11 protein-coding genes are annotated in these 17,033 nt (G+C 68.5%); 5 read left to right on the top strand and 6 right to left on the bottom strand.

Features of this window, described 5'->3' with window-relative positions; translation table 11 throughout:
• Positions 1-13: 13 nt before the first annotated feature.
• The 4 genes from ACO6VK_RS02140 to ACO6VK_RS02125 all read right to left on the bottom strand — a co-directional run bounded on the left by ACO6VK_RS02140 (position 14) and on the right by ACO6VK_RS02125 (position 5,047).
• Positions 14-2,782 (bottom strand): valine--tRNA ligase, encoded by a 2,769-nt coding sequence (locus ACO6VK_RS02140; protein ID WP_422505236.1) that lies wholly within the window; start codon positions 2,780-2,782, stop codon positions 14-16.
• 42 nt (positions 2,783-2,824) lie between these two features.
• The gene (locus tag ACO6VK_RS02135) at positions 2,825-3,013 is read right to left on the bottom strand and encodes a YqaE/Pmp3 family membrane protein (protein WP_017356290.1); all 189 of its coding nucleotides are present in this window, start codon (positions 3,011-3,013) and stop codon (positions 2,825-2,827) included.
• A gap of 45 nt (positions 3,014-3,058) precedes the next feature.
• A complete protein-coding gene (locus tag ACO6VK_RS02130) occupies positions 3,059-3,484 on the bottom strand; it encodes a DNA polymerase III subunit chi (RefSeq protein ID WP_422505235.1) in 426 nt (141 codons plus the stop codon).
• A gap of 84 nt (positions 3,485-3,568) precedes the next feature.
• The gene (locus ACO6VK_RS02125) at positions 3,569-5,047 is read right to left on the bottom strand and encodes a leucyl aminopeptidase (protein WP_422505234.1); all 1,479 of its coding nucleotides are present in this window, start codon (positions 5,045-5,047) and stop codon (positions 3,569-3,571) included.
• A gap of 104 nt (positions 5,048-5,151) precedes the next feature.
• On the opposite strand from ACO6VK_RS02125, the gene lptF reads away from it, so the two are divergent.
• Positions 5,152-6,231, top strand: a complete 1,080-nt coding sequence (gene lptF, locus ACO6VK_RS02120) for an LPS export ABC transporter permease LptF (protein WP_422505233.1) — start codon at positions 5,152-5,154, stop codon at positions 6,229-6,231.
• The gene (gene lptG, locus ACO6VK_RS02115) at positions 6,228-7,334 is read left to right on the top strand and encodes an LPS export ABC transporter permease LptG (protein ID WP_422505232.1); all 1,107 of its coding nucleotides are present in this window, start codon (positions 6,228-6,230) and stop codon (positions 7,332-7,334) included. The genes lptF and lptG overlap by 4 nt, the downstream gene beginning before the upstream one ends.
• A gap of 555 nt (positions 7,335-7,889) precedes the next feature.
• Here lptG and ACO6VK_RS02110 read toward each other — a convergent pair.
• Positions 7,890-8,363 (bottom strand): RDD family protein, encoded by a 474-nt coding sequence (locus ACO6VK_RS02110; protein WP_422505312.1) that lies wholly within the window; start codon positions 8,361-8,363, stop codon positions 7,890-7,892.
• A gap of 70 nt (positions 8,364-8,433) precedes the next feature.
• On the opposite strand from ACO6VK_RS02110, the gene xerD reads away from it, so the two are divergent.
• On the top strand, positions 8,434-9,411 hold the full coding sequence (xerD, locus tag ACO6VK_RS02105) for a site-specific tyrosine recombinase XerD (RefSeq protein WP_422505231.1): 978 nt from the start codon (positions 8,434-8,436) through the stop codon (positions 9,409-9,411).
• Positions 9,412-9,513: 102 nt separating this feature from the next.
• Positions 9,514-10,293, top strand: coding sequence for a thioredoxin fold domain-containing protein (locus tag ACO6VK_RS02100; protein ID WP_422505230.1), 780 nt, complete (start codon positions 9,514-9,516; stop codon positions 10,291-10,293).
• Positions 10,294-10,364: 71 nt separating this feature from the next.
• Here ACO6VK_RS02100 and ACO6VK_RS02095 read toward each other — a convergent pair whose 3' ends face one another.
• The gene (locus ACO6VK_RS02095; protein WP_422505229.1) at positions 10,365-12,470 is read right to left on the bottom strand and encodes a glycosyl hydrolase family 18 protein; all 2,106 of its coding nucleotides are present in this window, start codon (positions 12,468-12,470) and stop codon (positions 10,365-10,367) included.
• A 288-nt stretch (positions 12,471-12,758) separates the two neighbouring features.
• Between ACO6VK_RS02095 and purL the strand changes: the two genes are divergently transcribed.
• Positions 12,759-16,694: a phosphoribosylformylglycinamidine synthase gene (gene purL / locus ACO6VK_RS02090; protein ID WP_422505228.1), complete on the top strand. Its 3,936-nt coding sequence runs from the start codon at positions 12,759-12,761 to the stop codon at positions 16,692-16,694.
• Positions 16,695-17,033: the final 339 nt, after the last annotated feature.

Genomic DNA, 17,033 nt, shown 5'->3' with positions numbered 1-17,033 from the left:
CCCGGTCAGTGCATCACAGCTTGGCGCGTTGCCCGCGCAGGCCGGCCAGCTGCGCGGTCCAGTCGACCAGGCGCACGCGCTCCTGTTCGACCACGGCCGGCGGCACCTTGTCGGTGAACTTGGACAGCTTGGTCTCGCTCTTTTCCTTCTCCGACTCGACCCGGGCGATTTCCTTGTCCAGGCGCGCGCGTTCGGCCCCGAGATCGACCAGGCCTTCCAGCGGCACCAGCAGCAGCAGATCGCCCACGATCGCCGTGGCGGCCGGCGGGATCTCGCCGTCATCGGCCAGCCACTCGATGCGCTCGAGCTTGAGCAGGAACGACAGCGCGGAGGTGAAGCGGGTGATCCGTGCGCGGTCGTCGTCGTTGCCACGCTGCAGCAGCAGCGGCACCAGCTTGGACGGCGGCACGTTCAACTCGCTGCGCACGCGACGCAGGGCGTTGACCATCGACTTCACCCATTCCACGTCGGCTTCGGCACGGGCGTAATCGCCGGCGAATTCGTCGGCCATCGGGTACGGGCGCAGCGACACCGTGTCCTCGGTGAGGCCCAGGCGCGGGGCGACCTGGCGCCACAGCTGTTCGGTGATGAACGGCGTCAGCGGGTGCAGCAGGCGCAGCAGCGCTTCGAGCACGTACAGCAGGGTGTGGCGGGTGCTGTTGGCATCGTCGGCGTCGGCACCGTTGAGGGCCGGCTTGGTCAGTTCCAGGAACCAGTCGCAGAACTCGTTCCAGGCGAACTCGTACAGGCACTGCGCCAGCAGGTCGAAGCGGTAGTTGGCGTAGTGCGTCTGCGCCTCGGCCGAGACCGCGGCCAGGCGCGCCAGGATCCAGCGCTCGGCATCGGTACGCGGCTGTGGTGCGCCGGTGAAGCTGCTGCCCTCGGTGTTCATCAGGGTGAAGCGGCTGGCGTTCCACAGCTTGTTGCAGAAGTTCTTGTAGCCCTCGGCGCGGTTCATGTCGAACTTGATGTCGCGGCCGTGGGTGGCCAGCGCGGCGATGGTGAAGCGCAGCGCATCGGCACCGTGGGCGATGATGCCGTCCGGGAATTCCCGGCGCGTGGCCTTCTCGATCTTCGGCGCGTCCTTGGGCTTCATCAGGCCGGTGGTGCGCTTGGCGACCAGGTCCTCGATGGAGATGCCGTCGATGATGTCCAGCGGGTCCAGCACGTTGCCCTTGGACTTGGACATCTTCTGGCCCTGCGCATCGCGGATCAGGCCGGTGATGTACACGTCCTTGAACGGAATCCTGCCGGTGAAGCTGTCGGTGGCCATGATCATGCGGGCCACCCAGAAGAAGATGATGTCAAAGCCGGTGATCAGCACCGACGAGGGCAGGTAGCGCTCGAACCCGCGCGCGTCCATCGCCTGCTCGTTCGGCCAGCCCAGGGTGGAGAACGGCCACAGCTGCGAGGAGAACCAGGTCTCCAGCACGTCGCTGTCCTGGTGCAGGGCGATGTCCGGACCCAGGTTGTTCTTCGCGCGTGCCTCGGCCTCGTCGCGGCCGACGTAGCAGGTGCCGGCATCGTCGAACCACGCCGGAATGCGGTGGCCCCACCACAGCTGGCGGCTGATGCACCAGTCCTGGATGTTCTCCATCCAGTGGCGGTAGGTGTTGATCCAGTTGGCCGGGACGAACTGGATCGAGCCGTTCTCAACGAGCTCCAGGCCGCGCTTGGCCAGCACGTCCATCTTCACGAACCACTGGTCGGTCAGGTACGGCTCGATCACCTGCTGGGTACGGTCGCCACGCGGCACCTGCAGCTTGTGCGCCTTGGTTTCGACCAGAATGCCCAGGTCTTCCAGCTCGGCCAGGATCACCTTGCGCGCTTCGTAACGGTCCAGCCCGCGGTATTTCTCCGGGGCGTTGTCGTTGATCGCCGCCACCGGGGTGAACAGGTTGATCATCGGCAGGTTGTGGCGCAGGCCCACCTGGTAATCGTTGAAGTCGTGCGCGGGGGTGACCTTGACCACGCCGGTACCGAACTCGCGGTCGACATAATCATCGGCGATCACCGGGATCTCGCGGTCGGTCAGCGGCAGCTTGACCATCCGGCCGATCAGGTGCGCGTAGCGCTCGTCTTCGGGGTGCACCATCACCGCGGTGTCGCCGAGCATGGTTTCCGGGCGCGTGGTGGCCACGGTCAGGCTGCCGCTGCCATCGGCCAGCGGATAGCTGATCGACCACAGGAAGCCGTCTTCCTCCACGCTCTCCACTTCCAGGTCGGAAATGGCGGTCTTCAGCACCGGGTCCCAGTTGACCAGGCGCTGGCCACGGTAGATCAGGCCCTGCTCATGCCAGCGCACGAAGGCTTCGACCACCGCCTCGGACGGCTGCGGGTCCATCGTGAAGGTGCTGCGCGACCAGTCGCTGGAGGTGCCCAGGCGGCGCATCTGGCGCTCGATGGTGTCACCGGACTGTGCCTTCCACTCCCACACCTTCTCGATGAAGCCGTCGCGGCCCAGCGAATCGCGGCTTTCGCCGTTGCCGGCCAGCGCGAGGTTGCGCGACACCACCATTTCGGTGGCGATGCCGGCGTGGTCGGTGCCCACCTGCCACAGGGTGTCGTAGCCGCGCATGCGGTGGTAGCGCACCAGCGCGTCCATCAGGGTCTGCTGGAAGGCATGGCCCATGTGCAGCGTGCCGGTCACGTTCGGCGGCGGCAGCAGGATGGTGTACGGCTCGCCCTTGCCGGACGGCTTGAAGTGGCCGGCCTTCTCCCACCCGTCGTACAGGTCGGTTTCGAAGGTGGCGGGGTCGTAGCTGGAGGCGAGTTGGGTCATGCGGAAACCGGATCGAAGACGGGAGGTGGGGGTGCCTGAGGATCAGCGGCCGAGGGCGCGCCGGATCTTCTGGTCGGTGTGGAACTGGGAGACCGCGTAGGCGGCCCAGATGGCGGCGGGCAGCCAGCCGATCAGGGTGATCTGCAGGATCAGGCAGAGGATGCCCGCAAACGGGCGGCCGATGGTGAAGAACGACAACCAGGGAAAGATCAGGGCAATCAGCAGGCGCATCAAGGGTCTCCGGACGCAGCGGGCACCCGCGCGGGGTGCCGGGCGTTACATGTCGTATTTGTTCAGGTCAAAGCCCAGCGCCTTGTACTGGCGCCAGCGCTCGCGCAGCGGCTCGCGGGCTTCCGGGTCGGCCGGGACCACTTCCAGCACGCGGTCGCAGCTGGCCAGGTAGGGGTCATCGCGCAGGTTGATCACCAGCGGGCGGGTCGGGGCGTCGGTGCCGGGTACCGCGATCAGCACCAGCGCCTCTTCCTCATCGACGTCATCGCCGGCGATCTGGTGCGGAATGTAGGCATCGTCGTCGAACGACCAAAGCAGTTCGTCCAGCTCCTCGGCCTGGGCCTGGTCGCGTGCCAGCACCAGGGTGAACAGCCCGGCGTCATTGGCCTTGCGTGCCAGCTCGCAGACCAGGCGCAGGGGCTCGGTCAGGAAGCGGGGCTTGGCGATCAGGTAGAAATCAGCACGGGACATGGGCAGGCCTGGAGCGGAGGGGAATGCCCGGCAGCCGGCCGGGCGGGATCGGAGCGGCCGGGCGGCCGCCCCGATCGAACGGCATCAGGCGCGTGCGACCTGGTCCAGCAGCCACTGGCTCAGCAGGCCGACCGGACGGCCGGTGGCCATGCCACGCTTGCCTTCGTCGCTGGCCACGCCGGCGATGTCCAGGTGGGCCCAGCGCTGGCCTTCGGTGAAGCGCGACAGGAAGCAGCCGGCGGTGATCGCACCGGCCCAGCGGCCGCCGATGTTGTAGACGTCGGCGAAGCTGGAATCCAGCATCGGCTGGTACTCGTCCCACAGCGGCAGGCGCCAGGCGCGGTCGAACACGTGCTCGCCGGCGACCAGCAGTTCATTGGCCAGGTCGTCGTGCTTGGTCATCAGACCGGCGGTCTGGTGGCCCAGGGCGACCATGCAGGCGCCGGTCAGGGTGGCCACGTCGACCAGGGCGGCCGGCTCGAAGCGCTGCGCGTAGGTCAGGGCGTCGCACAGGATCAGGCGGCCTTCGGCGTCGGTGTTGCCCACTTCGATGGTCTTGCCGGACATCGAGGTGATCACGTCGGACGGGCGGTAGGCGTTGCCGTCGATGGCGTTCTCGACGGCCGGCACCACCACCACCAGGTTCAGCGGCAGCTTGGCGGTGACCGCGGCGACGAAGGTGCCGATGACGTTGGCGCCACCGCACATGTCGTACTTCATCTCTTCGATGCCGCCCTGGGTCTTCAGGTTGACGCCACCGGTATCGAAGGTGATGCCCTTGCCGACCAGCACGTAGGGCTTGGCGTCGCCGCCGTTGCTCCACTTCAGCACGACCAGGCGCGGGCGGTTGGCCGAGCCGCGGGCCACGGCCAGCAGCGAGCCCATGCCCAGCGCTTCCATCTGGGTCTCGTCCAGGATCTCCGCGTCGGCGCCGGCATGGGCCTGGGCGAAGGCGACGGAGGACTCGGCCAGGTAGGCCGGGGTGCACAGGTTCGGCGGCAGGTTGCCCAGCTCGCGGGCGTACTGCACGCCGGCGGCGATGGCCTGGCCCTGGGTCAGCGCCTGGGCGTCGTCGCCGGCGATGGCCAGGGTGGTCAGGCCGGGTTCCTCGGCCTTCTTCTTGCCCAGGGTGGCGCTGTAGCGGTAGGCGGCGTGGTCGGCGGTGATGATGGCCTGGCGGATGTTCCAGGCGGCATCGCGGCCCTTCACCGGCAGTTCGGTCAGGGTGAACAGCGCATGGTGGTTGACCCCGCTCTTCAGGGCGCGGCTGGCGTCGCCGACCGCCTTGAGGTACTGCGGCACGCCGAATTTGGCCGTTTCGCCCAGGCCGACGACCAGCACGCGGGGCGCGGTCACGCCCGGCAGGTCGTGCAGCAGGGTGGTGTTGCCGGTCTTGCCGCCGACGTCGCCGCGGGCGACCAGCGCCGCCAGGCGACCACCGGAGGCGGCATCCAGGGCCTGTGCCGCCGGGCTCAGGGACTGGTCGGCAAAGACGCCGACGATGACGCAATCGCACGCGGCGGTGGCCGGTGCTGCGTGGTTCAGGGTGAATTCCAGGGCCATTGATCAGATTCCGTTGGCAAATCCGTACAATCGCGAGCTGTTTACGCCCAGCCAGTAGACTGGACCGTGCCGCGAACGAATCCGAGAGTTTAAACCACCGCCCCATGTCGAAGCTCGATCGCTATCTCCTGCGTGATTTCCTCCAGAGTTTCCTGGCCACCCTGATCGTGCTGCTGGTGGTGAGTGTCGGTGGTGTCCTGGTGGACATCCTCGGCAACATCGCCGATGGCCGCCTGCCCGCCCGCCTGCTGTTCTCGCAGCTGGGCCTGCAGTTCATCGTGTACATGCCTCTGATCCTGCCGCTGGCGCTGATGCTGGGCCTGCTGCTGGCCACGGCCCGCCTGTACCGCGACTCGGAGATGGCCGTGCTGACCGCCATCGGGGTCGGGCCCCGGCGCCTGCTGCGCCCGCTGATGATGCTGGTGCTGCCGGTAATCGCCGTGATCGGTCTGTGCTCGCTGTGGCTGGGCCCCTGGGCCGACCGCACCGGCGAGAAGATGATCGACGAGGCCAACCGCAGCATCGTGATGGCCGGCCTGGAGGCGGGCAAGTTCACCTCGCTGCCCAACGGCGGGGTGGTCTACCTGTCGTCGGTGTCGCCCGATGGCACCCAGCTGGGCAAGGTGTTCATGCAGCGCCAGAAGGGCGACCGCATCGAGGTGGTGTCGGCCGACCGTGGCCGGATGTTCTTCGAGGGCGAGCGTCAGCGCTACCTCGAGCTGGACGATGGCCACCAGGTGGAAGGCCCGGTCAACGGCGGCCTGGACTACAAGCTGGTGACGTTCGCGCGCAACGATGTGGCGCTGCCGGACGGGGCCGACACGCGCAAGGACGACGATCCGGAGCTGTTGACGACCGGCCAGCTGCTCGGCGATGACCGCCCGGCGGCCCGCGCCCAGCTGCACGCGCGCATCGCCCCGCCGCTGATCGCGCTGGCCTTTGCGCTGATGACACTGCCGCTGGCACGCAGTTCGCCGCGCCAGCAGCGCTACGGGCGGATGATGCTGGCGTTCCTGGCCTACATGGTGGGCATGAACCTGATGTTCATCGGCACCCGCTGGATCGCCGATGGCAAGGTGCCCGGCAGTGTGGGCCTGTGGTGGCTGAGCCTGCCGCTGCTGGCGTTGGCGCTTTGGATGTATTTCCGCGACGGCAAGCTGTCGCGTCCTCGGAGGACCGCATGAAACTGCGTCCCATGCGGTTTGATTTCTATCTGGGCCGGGCGGTGTTCGGCACGGTCCTGCTGACCTGGGCGGTTCTGGTCGGGCTGGACGTGGTGATGGCGTTCTCCGGCGAGTTCAAGGACGTGGGCAAGGGCAGCTATACGGCTGGCCATGCGGCGGCCTGGGTGCTGTACACAGTGCCGCGCCGCGCCTACACGTTCTTCCCGACGGCCGCGGTGATCGGCGCGCTGATGGGGCTGGGGCAGCTGGCGGCCACGTCGGAACTGACGGCGCTGCGGGCGCTGGGCCTGTCGCGCAAGCGGCTGAGCGTGTCGGTGGCGGTGGCGTTGTCGCTGCTGACGGCGGTGATGGTGTTCAGCGGCGAGACGCTCGGGCCGTGGGGCCAGAGCAAGGCCGACGACATCAAGATCAGCGCACGCTGGGGCAGCACGCTCAGCGCGGCACGCTACCAGGGTGTCTGGGCGCGCGAGGGCGATACGTTCCTGAGCGCGACCAGCGGCGATGAGCAGTTGCAGGCAGGCGGCGGGACGCGCCTGATCCTGCATGACGTGCGTCTGTACAAAATTGGCGACGACGGGCGTCTGGCCTCGCTGACGCATGCGGCGACGGCCGAGCACGATGCGAAGGGCTGGGTGCTGAACACGGTGCGCCGGGATACGTTCGGCGACCGCTCGGCAACGCGCCAGACCGTGGCCTCGGAGCCGTGGGATTCGCGGCTGGATGCGGCGGCGCTGGCCACGGGCATCGCCAAGCCGCGCAATCTGACGGCGATGGATCTGCGCAACAGCATCGAGTACCGCAAGCGCAACGGGCTGGATGCGCGCGACTACGAAGACATCTACTGGAGCCGCTGGTTCTATCCGTTGAACGTGCTGGCGCTGTGCCTGGCGGCCGTTCCGTTCGCGTTCGGCTCGCTGCGCAGCGGCGGCATGGGCAAGCGCCTGTTCCTGGGCATCCTGTTCGCGCTGGGGTTCTGGTTGCTGCAGCTGTTCTTCGGCCGCATGGCCGGCGCGCTCAAGTTCGATTACCGCATCGCCTACGCGCTGCCACCGATCGTGATGCTGGTGGTGTCGGGCATGCTGTTCCGGCGGAAGTCGGGGTAAGCGGCGTCAGGCGCCAAGCAGAAGCAGGGCGTGCGGCGCTTTGATTGTCCCGGGGCAGGCGTGACGCGGTGCCCATGCCGGGACACGCCGTAAACCCCGCTCCGCGGCCCGGCCCAGCCGCTGGCGGCTGGGCGTTCGGGCGCTTGCGAAGCGGTGCTTCGCAGGCAAAGCGCCCTCACCCGTGGGGGCTCGATGGCGGCATCCATGCCGCCAACGGTCCCGGCATGGGCACCGCGCCACGCCTCGACAGTGGGTCGGTGGCGGGCGCCACCATCAAAAACAAAGCCGATGCTGGAGCCAGAGCAGGGGGCATTGCTCGACGGCTTCTGCGCAGGTGGGTCACGCCTTCGCCGGTGCTTTGGCTTATTCCATCCGTTCGCGAAGAACCCTCCAGGGTGCCCGTGCCCCAGGGCTGCGGGACCGTTGGCGGCATGGATGCCGCCATCGAGCCCCCAAGGATGGGTTCACGGCGTGTCCCGCAGCCCTGGGGCACGGGTACCCAGCGCGGGAACACCTGAAACGCTGAAGTTGCCTTCGCTTCAGTGCTTCAGTGCTTCAGCGCTTCAGCAAGCGCACCAGTCGCGTGCCGCTGGCGCGGTCGTGCCAGGTCAGGCGCTGGCGGTCGAGCAGGGCCCACCACAGGCCCAGGCCACCGAGCAGTACCGAGAGGGTGCCCACGCTGTAGCGCAGCCAGAGCTGGCGGCGGGTGGGCGGCGTTCCGTCGGCGTTGATCACCTGCAGCCGCCACGGCCGCATGCCCAGTGTCTGGCCGCCACGCCGCCAGCTCCAGGTGGCATACACCCCGGTGACCAGCCAGCAGCACAGCCACAACAGCCATTGCAGCGTACTGAACGGCGCGATGTTCTCGCGTGCCGCGTGCCCGGACAACGTGTAGCCGGCCACGAACAGCGAGCTGACCAGCATCCACAGCGCCAGCGCGGGGAAGAAGTCGTACAGCAGCGCCAGCAGCCGCCACAGCAGCAGCGAGGCGGGGCGGGTCGCGGTGGGGGCATCGGCGGTGGTGACCATGCCGCGAGCATACCCGGGCATCGGCCCGGCGTGGATGGCCGGCGCGCGCCGCGCTCCGTATGCTGGTGGCATGTCCGATGTCTCCACCCCGGCGCAACGTCGCCAGCTGGTCCAGCACCTGCCCGCGCTGCGCGATGCCGATGCCGCCGCCATCCAGCACTTTCTCGACACGATCTGGGCCGAGCAGGGGCTCGCGCGGGCCTCCCTGGACAGCTACCGGCGCGATCTCGAAGGGCTTGCGCGCTGGCGCGACGGGCATGCCGGCGGTCTTGCCGCGATCGACCGGGCCGGCCTGTTCGATTACCTGGCCTGGCGCGCACAGCATGGCTGGTCGCCGCGCAGCACCGCACGCCTGCTCTCGGCCCTGCGCGCGTTCTTCGCCGATGCGCTGCGTCGTGGCCGGCGCGCCGACGATCCCACCGCGCTGCTTGACCCGCCGCGCCTGCCACGGCTGCTGCCCAAGGCCCTGGCCGAAAGCCAGATCGATGCGCTGCTCGATGCCCCCGACATCGACGATCCGGTCGGCCTGCGCGACCGGGCCATGCTCGAACTCATGTATGCCGCCGGCCTGCGCGTCAGCGAGCTGGTGCAGCTGCCGGCCAATGCGGTCAATCTGCGCCAGGGCGTGCTGCGCGTCACCGGCAAGGGCAGCAAGGAGCGTCTGGTGCCGCTGGGCGAGGAATCCCAGCACTGGCTGGAACGCTATCTTGCCGAATCGCGCCCGCGCCTGGCCGGCAAGCGCAGCGTGCCCGGCAGCCAGGACGGCAGCGTGCCGATGTTCCTGACACCGTCCCTGCAGCCGCTCAGCCGCCAGCAGTTCTGGGGGCTGGTGAAAAAGTATGCCGCCCTGGCCGGCATCGACCCGGTCCGGATCAGCCCGCACGGGCTGCGGCACAGCTTCGCCACCCACCTGCTCAACCGCGGCGCCGACCTGCGCGCGCTGCAGATGCTGCTTGGCCACAGCTCGCTGTCCACCACCCAGATCTACACCCTGGTCGCGCGCGAGCATCTGCAGAAGCTGCACGCCCGGCATCATCCGCGCGGCTGACCCGTCCCCGGCGTGCAACGCATCACTGTTCCGCTGCCGTGCAGCCGGGCGAAGGCCCGGCTATGCGAGAATCCCGGACCTTCTTTCCTACCGGATCGCGCCATGCTCCGAGTTGCCATTGCCGCCCTGTTCGGCGCGCTCAGCCTGACTGCCTGCGCGCAGCAGCCGTCCGCGCCGGCTGCCAAGCCCGCCGCGTCTGCCCCGGTGGCCGGCGGCAGCGCCGAGCAGCGCGTACGCACCGCCCTGCAGCAGCTGGACCCCAAGTTTGCCCCGGACTTCATCGGCGCCGCACCGTTCGCCGGCTTCCGCGAAGTGCTGGTGGCCGGCCAGGTGCTGTATGTCTCTGATGACGGCCGCTACCTGATGCAGTCCCAGCCGTACGACATCCAGAACAAGGCCCCGGCCAGCAGCCCCGGCCTGCTCGCGTACCGCCGCGGCCTGCTGGACAAGGTGCCGCAGGGCGAGCGCATCGTGTTCGCCGCGCCCAACGCCAAGTACACCGTCAGCGTGTTCACCGATATCGAATGCGGTTACTGCCGCAAGCTGCACCAGGATATCGCCGAGCTCAACCGCAACGGCATCACCGTGGAATACCTCGCCTTCCCGCGCATGGGCCTGGGCAGCCAGGATTACACCGACATGATCTCGGTGTGGTGCGCGGCCGACCGCAAGCAGGCGTTGACCGCGGCCAAGACCGGCAAGCCGGTGACGCCGAAGAGCTGCACCAACCCGGTGGCCATGCAGTACACGCTCGGCCAGCAGATCGGCGTCAATGGCACCCCGGCGATCTTCGCCGCCGATGGCACCCAGCTGGGTGGCTACGTGCCGCCGGCGCAGCTCAAGGCCGCGCTGGAGCGCATCTCGGCCGGCGGCAGCCGCTGAAAAACGACAACGCCCCGGCATGACCGGGGCGTTGCCGTTGTGGGGCCGGCCGATGCCTGGCCGGCGACCCGTCAGTTCAGGCCGTCGCTGATCGCCTTGGTCAGCGTGCCCTGCGTGTCATCGCCGCTGAACTCCCAGAAGAACGCGCCACCCAGGCCCTGGGCCTTCACGTAGCCCATCTTCTCGGTGACCATCGCCGGGGTGTCCACGCTCCAGAACGTGGTGCCGTTGGAGATCCACGTGGCCTTCGCCGTGGTGTCGGTATAGACCGGCCAGGCGAGGTTCTTGAGCACCTTCCAGTCTTCGATCCCGGCCTCGTACGTGCCCGGTGCCGCGCCGCTGGCGCTGCGGTACAGGCCGTTGTTGCCGCTGGCCACGCCGGTCCAGCCGCGCCCGTAGTAACCGATGCCCAGGTTCAGCTTGCTGGCCGGTACGCCGCGGCTGATGAAGGCCTCCATCGCATCGTTGCTGTTGTAGAACTTCTGGTCGCCCGTGGACGGGTCGGCCGGCGAGTTGAACAGCGCCGAGTGATGGTTGGTCTGCGGGTCCCACGCACCGTGGAAGTCGTAGGTCATCACGTTGATGAAGTCCAGGTACGGGTGGAACGCGGCCGGGTCGGTCACCCGGATCTTGTCGATACCCGCGCCCACCGCCACCGTCAGCAGCAGTCCAGGCCGCACCGCGTCGAGCTGGCGGCGGAACTCGGCCAGCAGTGCGGTGTAGTTGGCGTTGTCGGCCGGCGTACCGCAGCTCAGCCCGCAGGCCACCGGGTACTCCCAGTCGATGTCGATGCCATCGAACACCCCGGCCGCCGCGCCGACGCCACCGGCACCGTCGGTGACCGGCAGGTTGCCCTTGATGTAGGCATCGATGCACGAGGCCACGAAGGCCTGGCGGTTGGCCGGCTGTGCCGCGCTGGAGAAGCCGCGCGACCAGGTCCAGCCGCCGAGCGAGATCAGCACCTTCACGTTCGGGTGCTTGGCCTTGAGCTGCTTGAGCTGGTTCCAGTTGCCGCGCAGCGGCTGGTCCCACGTATCGGCGCTGCCGCTGACGCTCTCGCCGGCGCCGAAGGCCTTGGTGTAATCGGCGAAGGCATCGCCCCCCACCCCGGTATTCGGATCGGAGGCCTGGGTGACGCCCACTTCGCAGCGGTTGTTGCGCACGTTGCCGAAGGCGTAGTTGATGTGGGTCAGCCTGGCCGCCGAACCGCTGGTGTCGATGTTCCTGACCCGGTAGTTGCGCCCGTAGATGCCCCACTGGGTGAAGTAGCCGATCACCCGCTTGGTGCCGCCACCGCCGCCGCCGGCGGCGGTGGTCACGCTGATCGACGCGCTCTGCGCCGAGGCGTTGCCGGCGTTGTCGCGTGCGCGGACCGTGTAGGTGTAGGCCGTGCTCGCCGTCAGGCCGCCGTCGGTGTACTGGGGGGCGCTGGGCGAACCGACCAGGCCGCCGTTGCGGTACACGTCGTAGCCGGCCACGCCGCTGCCGCCACTGTTGTCGGTGGCCGCGTTCCACGCCAGGTTGACCGTGGTAGCCGTTTTCGACGGCGATGCCAGGCCGCCGGGCACGCTGGGCGGGGTGGTGTCGTTGCTGGCCGCGGTGACGGTCACGCTGACCGTGGCCGAGGAGGTGACCGCGTTGTTGTTGTCGGTGGCCACGGCCTTGAAGGTGTGGCTGCCGGCGGCCGCGTTGGCCCAGGTCACGCTGTATGGCGCGCTGGTGTCGATGCCCAGCGAGGTGCCGCCGCGGAAGAACTCGACCTTGCTGATGCTGCCGTCGCTGTCACTGGCGTTGGCGCTGACGGTGATGCTGCTGCCGGCGCTGAAGCTGGCCCCATTGGCCGGCGAGGTCAGGCTGACGCTGGGCGGCTGATTGCTGCCGCCGCCGTCGCAGGCGCCCAGGTTGGTGTAGTAGGGCGCACCGGCCAGATGATCCGGCGGGGCGTTCCAGATGTCCTGGTTGGCCCGGTACAGCACGCCGCCCTTCTGCAGGGTGGACCCGGACAGGTAGATCGCCGCCGGATTCCATTCCGGCGCGCCGGTACAGTTGGCGGCCTGGGCCAGGGTCGGGGCGCCGACGGCGGCGGCAAGGGCCAGCACCAGCAGCCAGCGGGCGTGGCTGCGTCGGGGCGGGGGAGATAACGATGTCACTGCACTGCGCACAATCGGGTCCTGCATGGGAGTTCTCCGATCAGGTGGTGGGCGCATGGCGCCGGTATGGCGCCATGCGTGCAGCAGTCCGGGGCCGGTGAGAGAGGCCGGCGACAGCAGTGGGGGCGGACAGGGCCCCGGCCGGACGGCGCCCGACCAGGTGGTGATAACGTTGTCATGCATTCGGCCGGCAATCCGTGAACCAGTGCATGGTTCGGCCGTGAAGACGCAGGCGGTCGCCACCTGGCCGGGCGGGCCCCGGCGGTGGAGTTGGGTACAATAGTGGGCCCCGTCTCCAACCACGGTTCCCCGGACATGATGGTCCTCGAGGGCGCATCCGCCCTTTCGCCGTTCCGCCGCGAACGTCTTGAATCCCGCCTGCAGTCCCTCGCCGCCACCCTGCGCATCGCCGGTGCCTGGCACGTCTACTTCATCCAGACCGAGGGCGATGCCGCCCCGGACCCGGCGATCCTGAGCCGGATCCTGGAAGCCCAGCCGACCCTGGCCGGGCAGGAAGAGGGGGCCGTTACCCGCTTCGTGGTGCCACGCCTGGGCACCTTGTCGCCCTGGTCGAGCAAGGCCACCGAACTGGTCCGTGGCGCCGGGCAGCCGATCCGCCGTGTCGAACGCGGTCTGCGCATCGATCTGGTCGGCTGGCCCGCCGACCCGGCCACGGCCGAGGCGGTGGCGCGCGTGCTGCACGATCCGATGACCCAGTCGGTGCTGGACAGCGCCGACCAGGCCCAGGCGCTGTTCACCGCGCCGGCCCGTGGCGAGCTGGAGCGCATCGCGCTGGACGACCTGGAAGCGGCCAACCGCCGCCTCGGCCTGGCGATGGCCCAGGACGAGATCGACTACCTGCGTGAGCGCTTCGGCGCGCTCGGCCGCAGGCCGTCGGACGTGGAACTGATGATGTTCGCGCAGGCCAACTCCGAGCACTGCCGGCACAAGATCTTCAATGCCAGCTGGACCATCGACGGCGCCGACCAGGCCCACTCGCTGTTCCGGATGATCAAGAACACCCACCAGCAGACCCCGCAGCACACGTTGAGCGCCTACAGCGACAACGCCGCAGTGGTCGCCGGCTTCCCCGCCGCGCGCTACCGTCCGGACCCGGCCACGGGCGAGTACCGCAGTGAAGCGGTGGTCGATTCGGCGTTCTGCATCAAGGTGGAAACCCACAACCACCCGACCGCGATCGCGCCCTTCCCGGGTGCCTCCACCGGTGCCGGTGGCGAAATCCGCGATGAGGGCGCGACCGGCCGCGGCGGCAAGCCCAAGGCCGGCCTTACCGGCTTCTCGGTCTCGCACCTGCGTATCCCGACCCTGCCGCAGCCGTGGGAAGCGCCGCGCGCGCTGAACCCGCGCATGGCCCCGGCGCTGGACATCATGCTGGACGGCCCGCTCGGCGGCGCTGCGTTCAACAACGAGTTCGGCCGTCCCAACCTGCTCGGCTACTTCCGCAGCTTCGAGCTGCCCGAAGGTGAGGGCCTGACCCGCGCCTACGACAAGCCGATCATGCTGGCCGGTGGCCTCGGTGCGATCGACCAGGTGCAGGTCGAGAAGCTCACCCTGCAGCCCGGCGACGCGGTGATCGTGCTCGGTGGTCCGGCGATGCTGATCGGCCTGGGCGGCGGTGCCGCCAGTTCGGTGGCCTCCGGCGAAAGCGCCGAGGACCTCGACTTCGCGAGCGTGCAGCGCGACAACCCGGAAATGGAACGCCGCTGCCAGGAAGTGATCGACCGCTGCGTCGCGCTGGGCCTGGACAATCCGATCCGCTGGTTCCACGACGTCGGTGCCGGTGGCCTCTCCAATGCGATTCCGGAGCTGCTGCACGACTCCGGCGTGGGCGGCGTGATCGACCTGGGCAAGGTGCCCACCGATGACCCGTCGCTGTCGCCGATGCAGCTGTGGTGCAACGAATCGCAGGAGCGCTACGTGCTTGGCGTGCCGCAGGCGCGCCTGGCCGAGTTCGCCGCGCTGTGCGCGCGTGAGCGCTGCCCGTTCGCCGCCGTTGGCGTGGCCACCGCCGAAGAACGTCTGGTGGTGGCCTACGGCGCAACCGTGGACAACATCCCGGCCGATGCGCCGATCGACCTGCCGATGGACGTGCTGTTCGGCAAGGCGCCGAAGATGCACCGCGATACCGTGCATCCGGCCGCGCCGCGCTGGCCCGCGCTGAAGACCGCCGGGCTGGACCTGCACGAAGCCGGCCTGCGCGTGCTCGCGCATCCGTCGGTGGCGTCCAAGAACTTCCTGGTCACCATCGGCGACCGCAGCGTCGGCGGCCTGACCGCGCGCGAGCAGATGATCGGTCCGTGGCAGCTGCCGCTGGCCAACGTTGCCATCACTCTGGCCGGGTTCGACACCGTGGCCGGTGAAGCAATGGCGATCGGCGAGCGCACCCCGCTGGCCCTGCTGGACGCGGCCGCGTCGGCACGCATGGCGGTGGGTGAAGCCATCACCAACCTGTGCGCCGCCCCGGTGGATGCGCTGGAGACGGTGAAGCTGTCGGCCAACTGGATGGCCGCGGCCGGCCACAACGGCGAAGACGCGCTGCTGTACGACGCCGTGCGTGCGGTGGGCATGGAGCTGTGCCCGCAGCTGGACCTGAGCATTCCGGTCGGCAAGGACTCGCTGTCCATGCAGGCGCAGTGGCACGACGCCGGTACCGCGCACAAGTCGGTCTCGCCGGTCTCGCTAGTGATCTCCGCGTTCGCCCCGGTGGCCGACGCCACCACCCAGCTGACCCCGCTGCTGGACCGCGATACCGACAGCGAGCTGTGGCTGATCGGCCTGGGTGCCGGCAAGCAGCGCCTGGGCGGTTCGATCCTGGCCCAGGTGCATGCCGACCACAGCGCGCTGCCCGCGTTCGCCGGCGCCGTGCCGGACCTCGACGACCCGCAGCGTCTGCGTGCGTTCTTCGAGCTGATCCGCGACGCGCGCCAGGCTGGCCTGCTGCTGGCCTACCACGACCGCAGCGATGGCGGTGCGTTCGCCGCGCTGTGCGAAATGGCCTTCGCCTCGCGCCTGGGCATGGACATCACCCTGGATGCCTGGGGCGATGACCCGTTCCGCAGTCTGTTCAATGAAGAACTGGGTGCGGTGGTGCAGATCGCCCGCGAAGACCGCGCCGCGTTCGCCGATCTGGTCGAACGCCACGCGCTGACCGAATGCGCGCAGCGCATCGCACGGCCGACCACCGCGCCGGTGGTGCGGGTGTCGCTGCAGGGCGAAAGCCTGGTCGAGTGGCGCTGGGAAGCGCTGTTCGATGCCTGGTGGTCGGTGACCCACGCCATGCAGAAGCTGCGCGACAACCCGGACAACGCCGACCAGGAGCGTGCGGTCGCGCGCAGCTTCAACGCGCCGGGCCTGAAGCCGAAGCTGAGCTTCGACATCAACGAGGATGTGGCAGCGCCGTACATGGACGTACCCGTGTCGCGGGCGCAGGATGCGCAGGAGCGACCGCCGTTCATCAACACCGGCGCGCGTCCGCGCGTGGCGGTGCTGCGCGAGCAGGGCGTCAACGGCCAGATCGAAATGGCCAACATCTTCGAGCGTGCGGGTTTCCGCACCTTCGATGTGCACATGAGCGACCTGATCGAGGGCCGCGTTGCGCTGTCGGACTTCACCGGCCTGGTCGCCTGTGGCGGCTTCAGCTACGGCGACGTGCTCGGTGCGGGCCGCGGCTGGGCCACCTCGGTGCTGGAGCGTACGGCGCTGCGCGATGCGTTCGCGGCGTTCTTCGCGCGGCAGGACAGCTTCGCGCTGGGCGTGTGCAACGGTTGCCAGATGATGAGCCAGCTCAAGGACATCATTCCGGGTGCCGAGCACTGGCCGCAGTTCCGCCGCAACCGCAGCGAGCAGTTCGAAGCGCGCACCGCCCTGCTGGAAGTGGTGGAGTCGCCTTCGATCCTGCTGCGCGGCATGGCCGGCTCGCGTCTGCCGGTGGCCGTGGCGCATGGCGAAGGCCAGGCGGTGTTCGCCTCCGCCGTGGACCAGGCGGCCGCACGCGTCGCGCTGCGTTACGTAGACGGTGATGGCAACGTGGCCACCCAGTACCCGCTCAACCCGAACGGTTCGCCGGACGGTATCACCGGCCTGACCACCACCGACGGGCGCGTCACCATCATGATGCCGCACCCCGAGCGCACGCCGCGCGCGGTGAATCTGAGCTGGCATCCGGCCGAGTGGACCGGCGACTCGCCGTGGCTGCGGATGTTCCGCAACGCACGCGTATGGTGCGGGTAATCGACCCTACCGCTGCGAATGGTTGCAGTGTGAAAGTCGCATGAAGAAAGTCGCCGGTATCCCCGGCGACTTTTTTTTTGCGCCGCGATTTTCATCGCTGGCAATGAGTTACAGCGCGTTACATGGCGGAAATCCGTTTTCACGCTGTTTCACGCTGTTATAACGAAATAACCCAATATGACGTCGAAAATGTGACGAAACACACGGTCATATGTTTTTCCACGTCAATGTCTTGACGGATTCGGCACGGTAAGTTAACACTGCATTCTCATTTCGACAGCGTTCAGTCAGCAGTAACCGCACGGAAAGCGAGCAACGCTGTACGTCTCTGCCTGCCGT

The organism is Stenotrophomonas sp. GZD-301 (assembly GCF_049310345.1).
Lineage (GTDB): Bacteria > Pseudomonadota > Gammaproteobacteria > Xanthomonadales > Xanthomonadaceae > Stenotrophomonas.
This window is presented reverse-complemented; position numbering and strand designations above follow the sequence as displayed.

What these genes read in the sequence shown, in the direction of transcription:
- ACO6VK_RS02140 (WP_422505236.1), bottom strand. Translation starts at nt 2,782, where the DNA reads ATGACCCAACTCGCCTCCAGCTACGACCCCGCCACCTTCGAAACCGAC.
- ACO6VK_RS02135 (WP_017356290.1), bottom strand. Translation starts at nt 3,013, where the DNA reads ATGCGCCTGCTGATTGCCCTGATCTTTCCCTGGTTGTCGTTCTTCACC.
- ACO6VK_RS02130 (WP_422505235.1), bottom strand. Translation starts at nt 3,484, where the DNA reads ATGTCCCGTGCTGATTTCTACCTGATCGCCAAGCCCCGCTTCCTGACC.
- ACO6VK_RS02125 (WP_422505234.1), bottom strand. Translation starts at nt 5,047, where the DNA reads ATGGCCCTGGAATTCACCCTGAACCACGCAGCACCGGCCACCGCCGCG.
- lptF (WP_422505233.1), top strand. Translation starts at nt 5,152, where the DNA reads ATGTCGAAGCTCGATCGCTATCTCCTGCGTGATTTCCTCCAGAGTTTC.
- lptG (WP_422505232.1), top strand. Translation starts at nt 6,228, where the DNA reads ATGAAACTGCGTCCCATGCGGTTTGATTTCTATCTGGGCCGGGCGGTG.
- ACO6VK_RS02110 (WP_422505312.1), bottom strand. Translation starts at nt 8,363, where the DNA reads ATGGTCACCACCGCCGATGCCCCCACCGCGACCCGCCCCGCCTCGCTG.
- xerD (WP_422505231.1), top strand. Translation starts at nt 8,434, where the DNA reads ATGTCCGATGTCTCCACCCCGGCGCAACGTCGCCAGCTGGTCCAGCAC.
- ACO6VK_RS02100 (WP_422505230.1), top strand. Translation starts at nt 9,514, where the DNA reads ATGCTCCGAGTTGCCATTGCCGCCCTGTTCGGCGCGCTCAGCCTGACT.
- ACO6VK_RS02095 (WP_422505229.1), bottom strand. Translation starts at nt 12,470, where the DNA reads ATGCAGGACCCGATTGTGCGCAGTGCAGTGACATCGTTATCTCCCCCG.
- purL (WP_422505228.1), top strand. Translation starts at nt 12,759, where the DNA reads ATGATGGTCCTCGAGGGCGCATCCGCCCTTTCGCCGTTCCGCCGCGAA.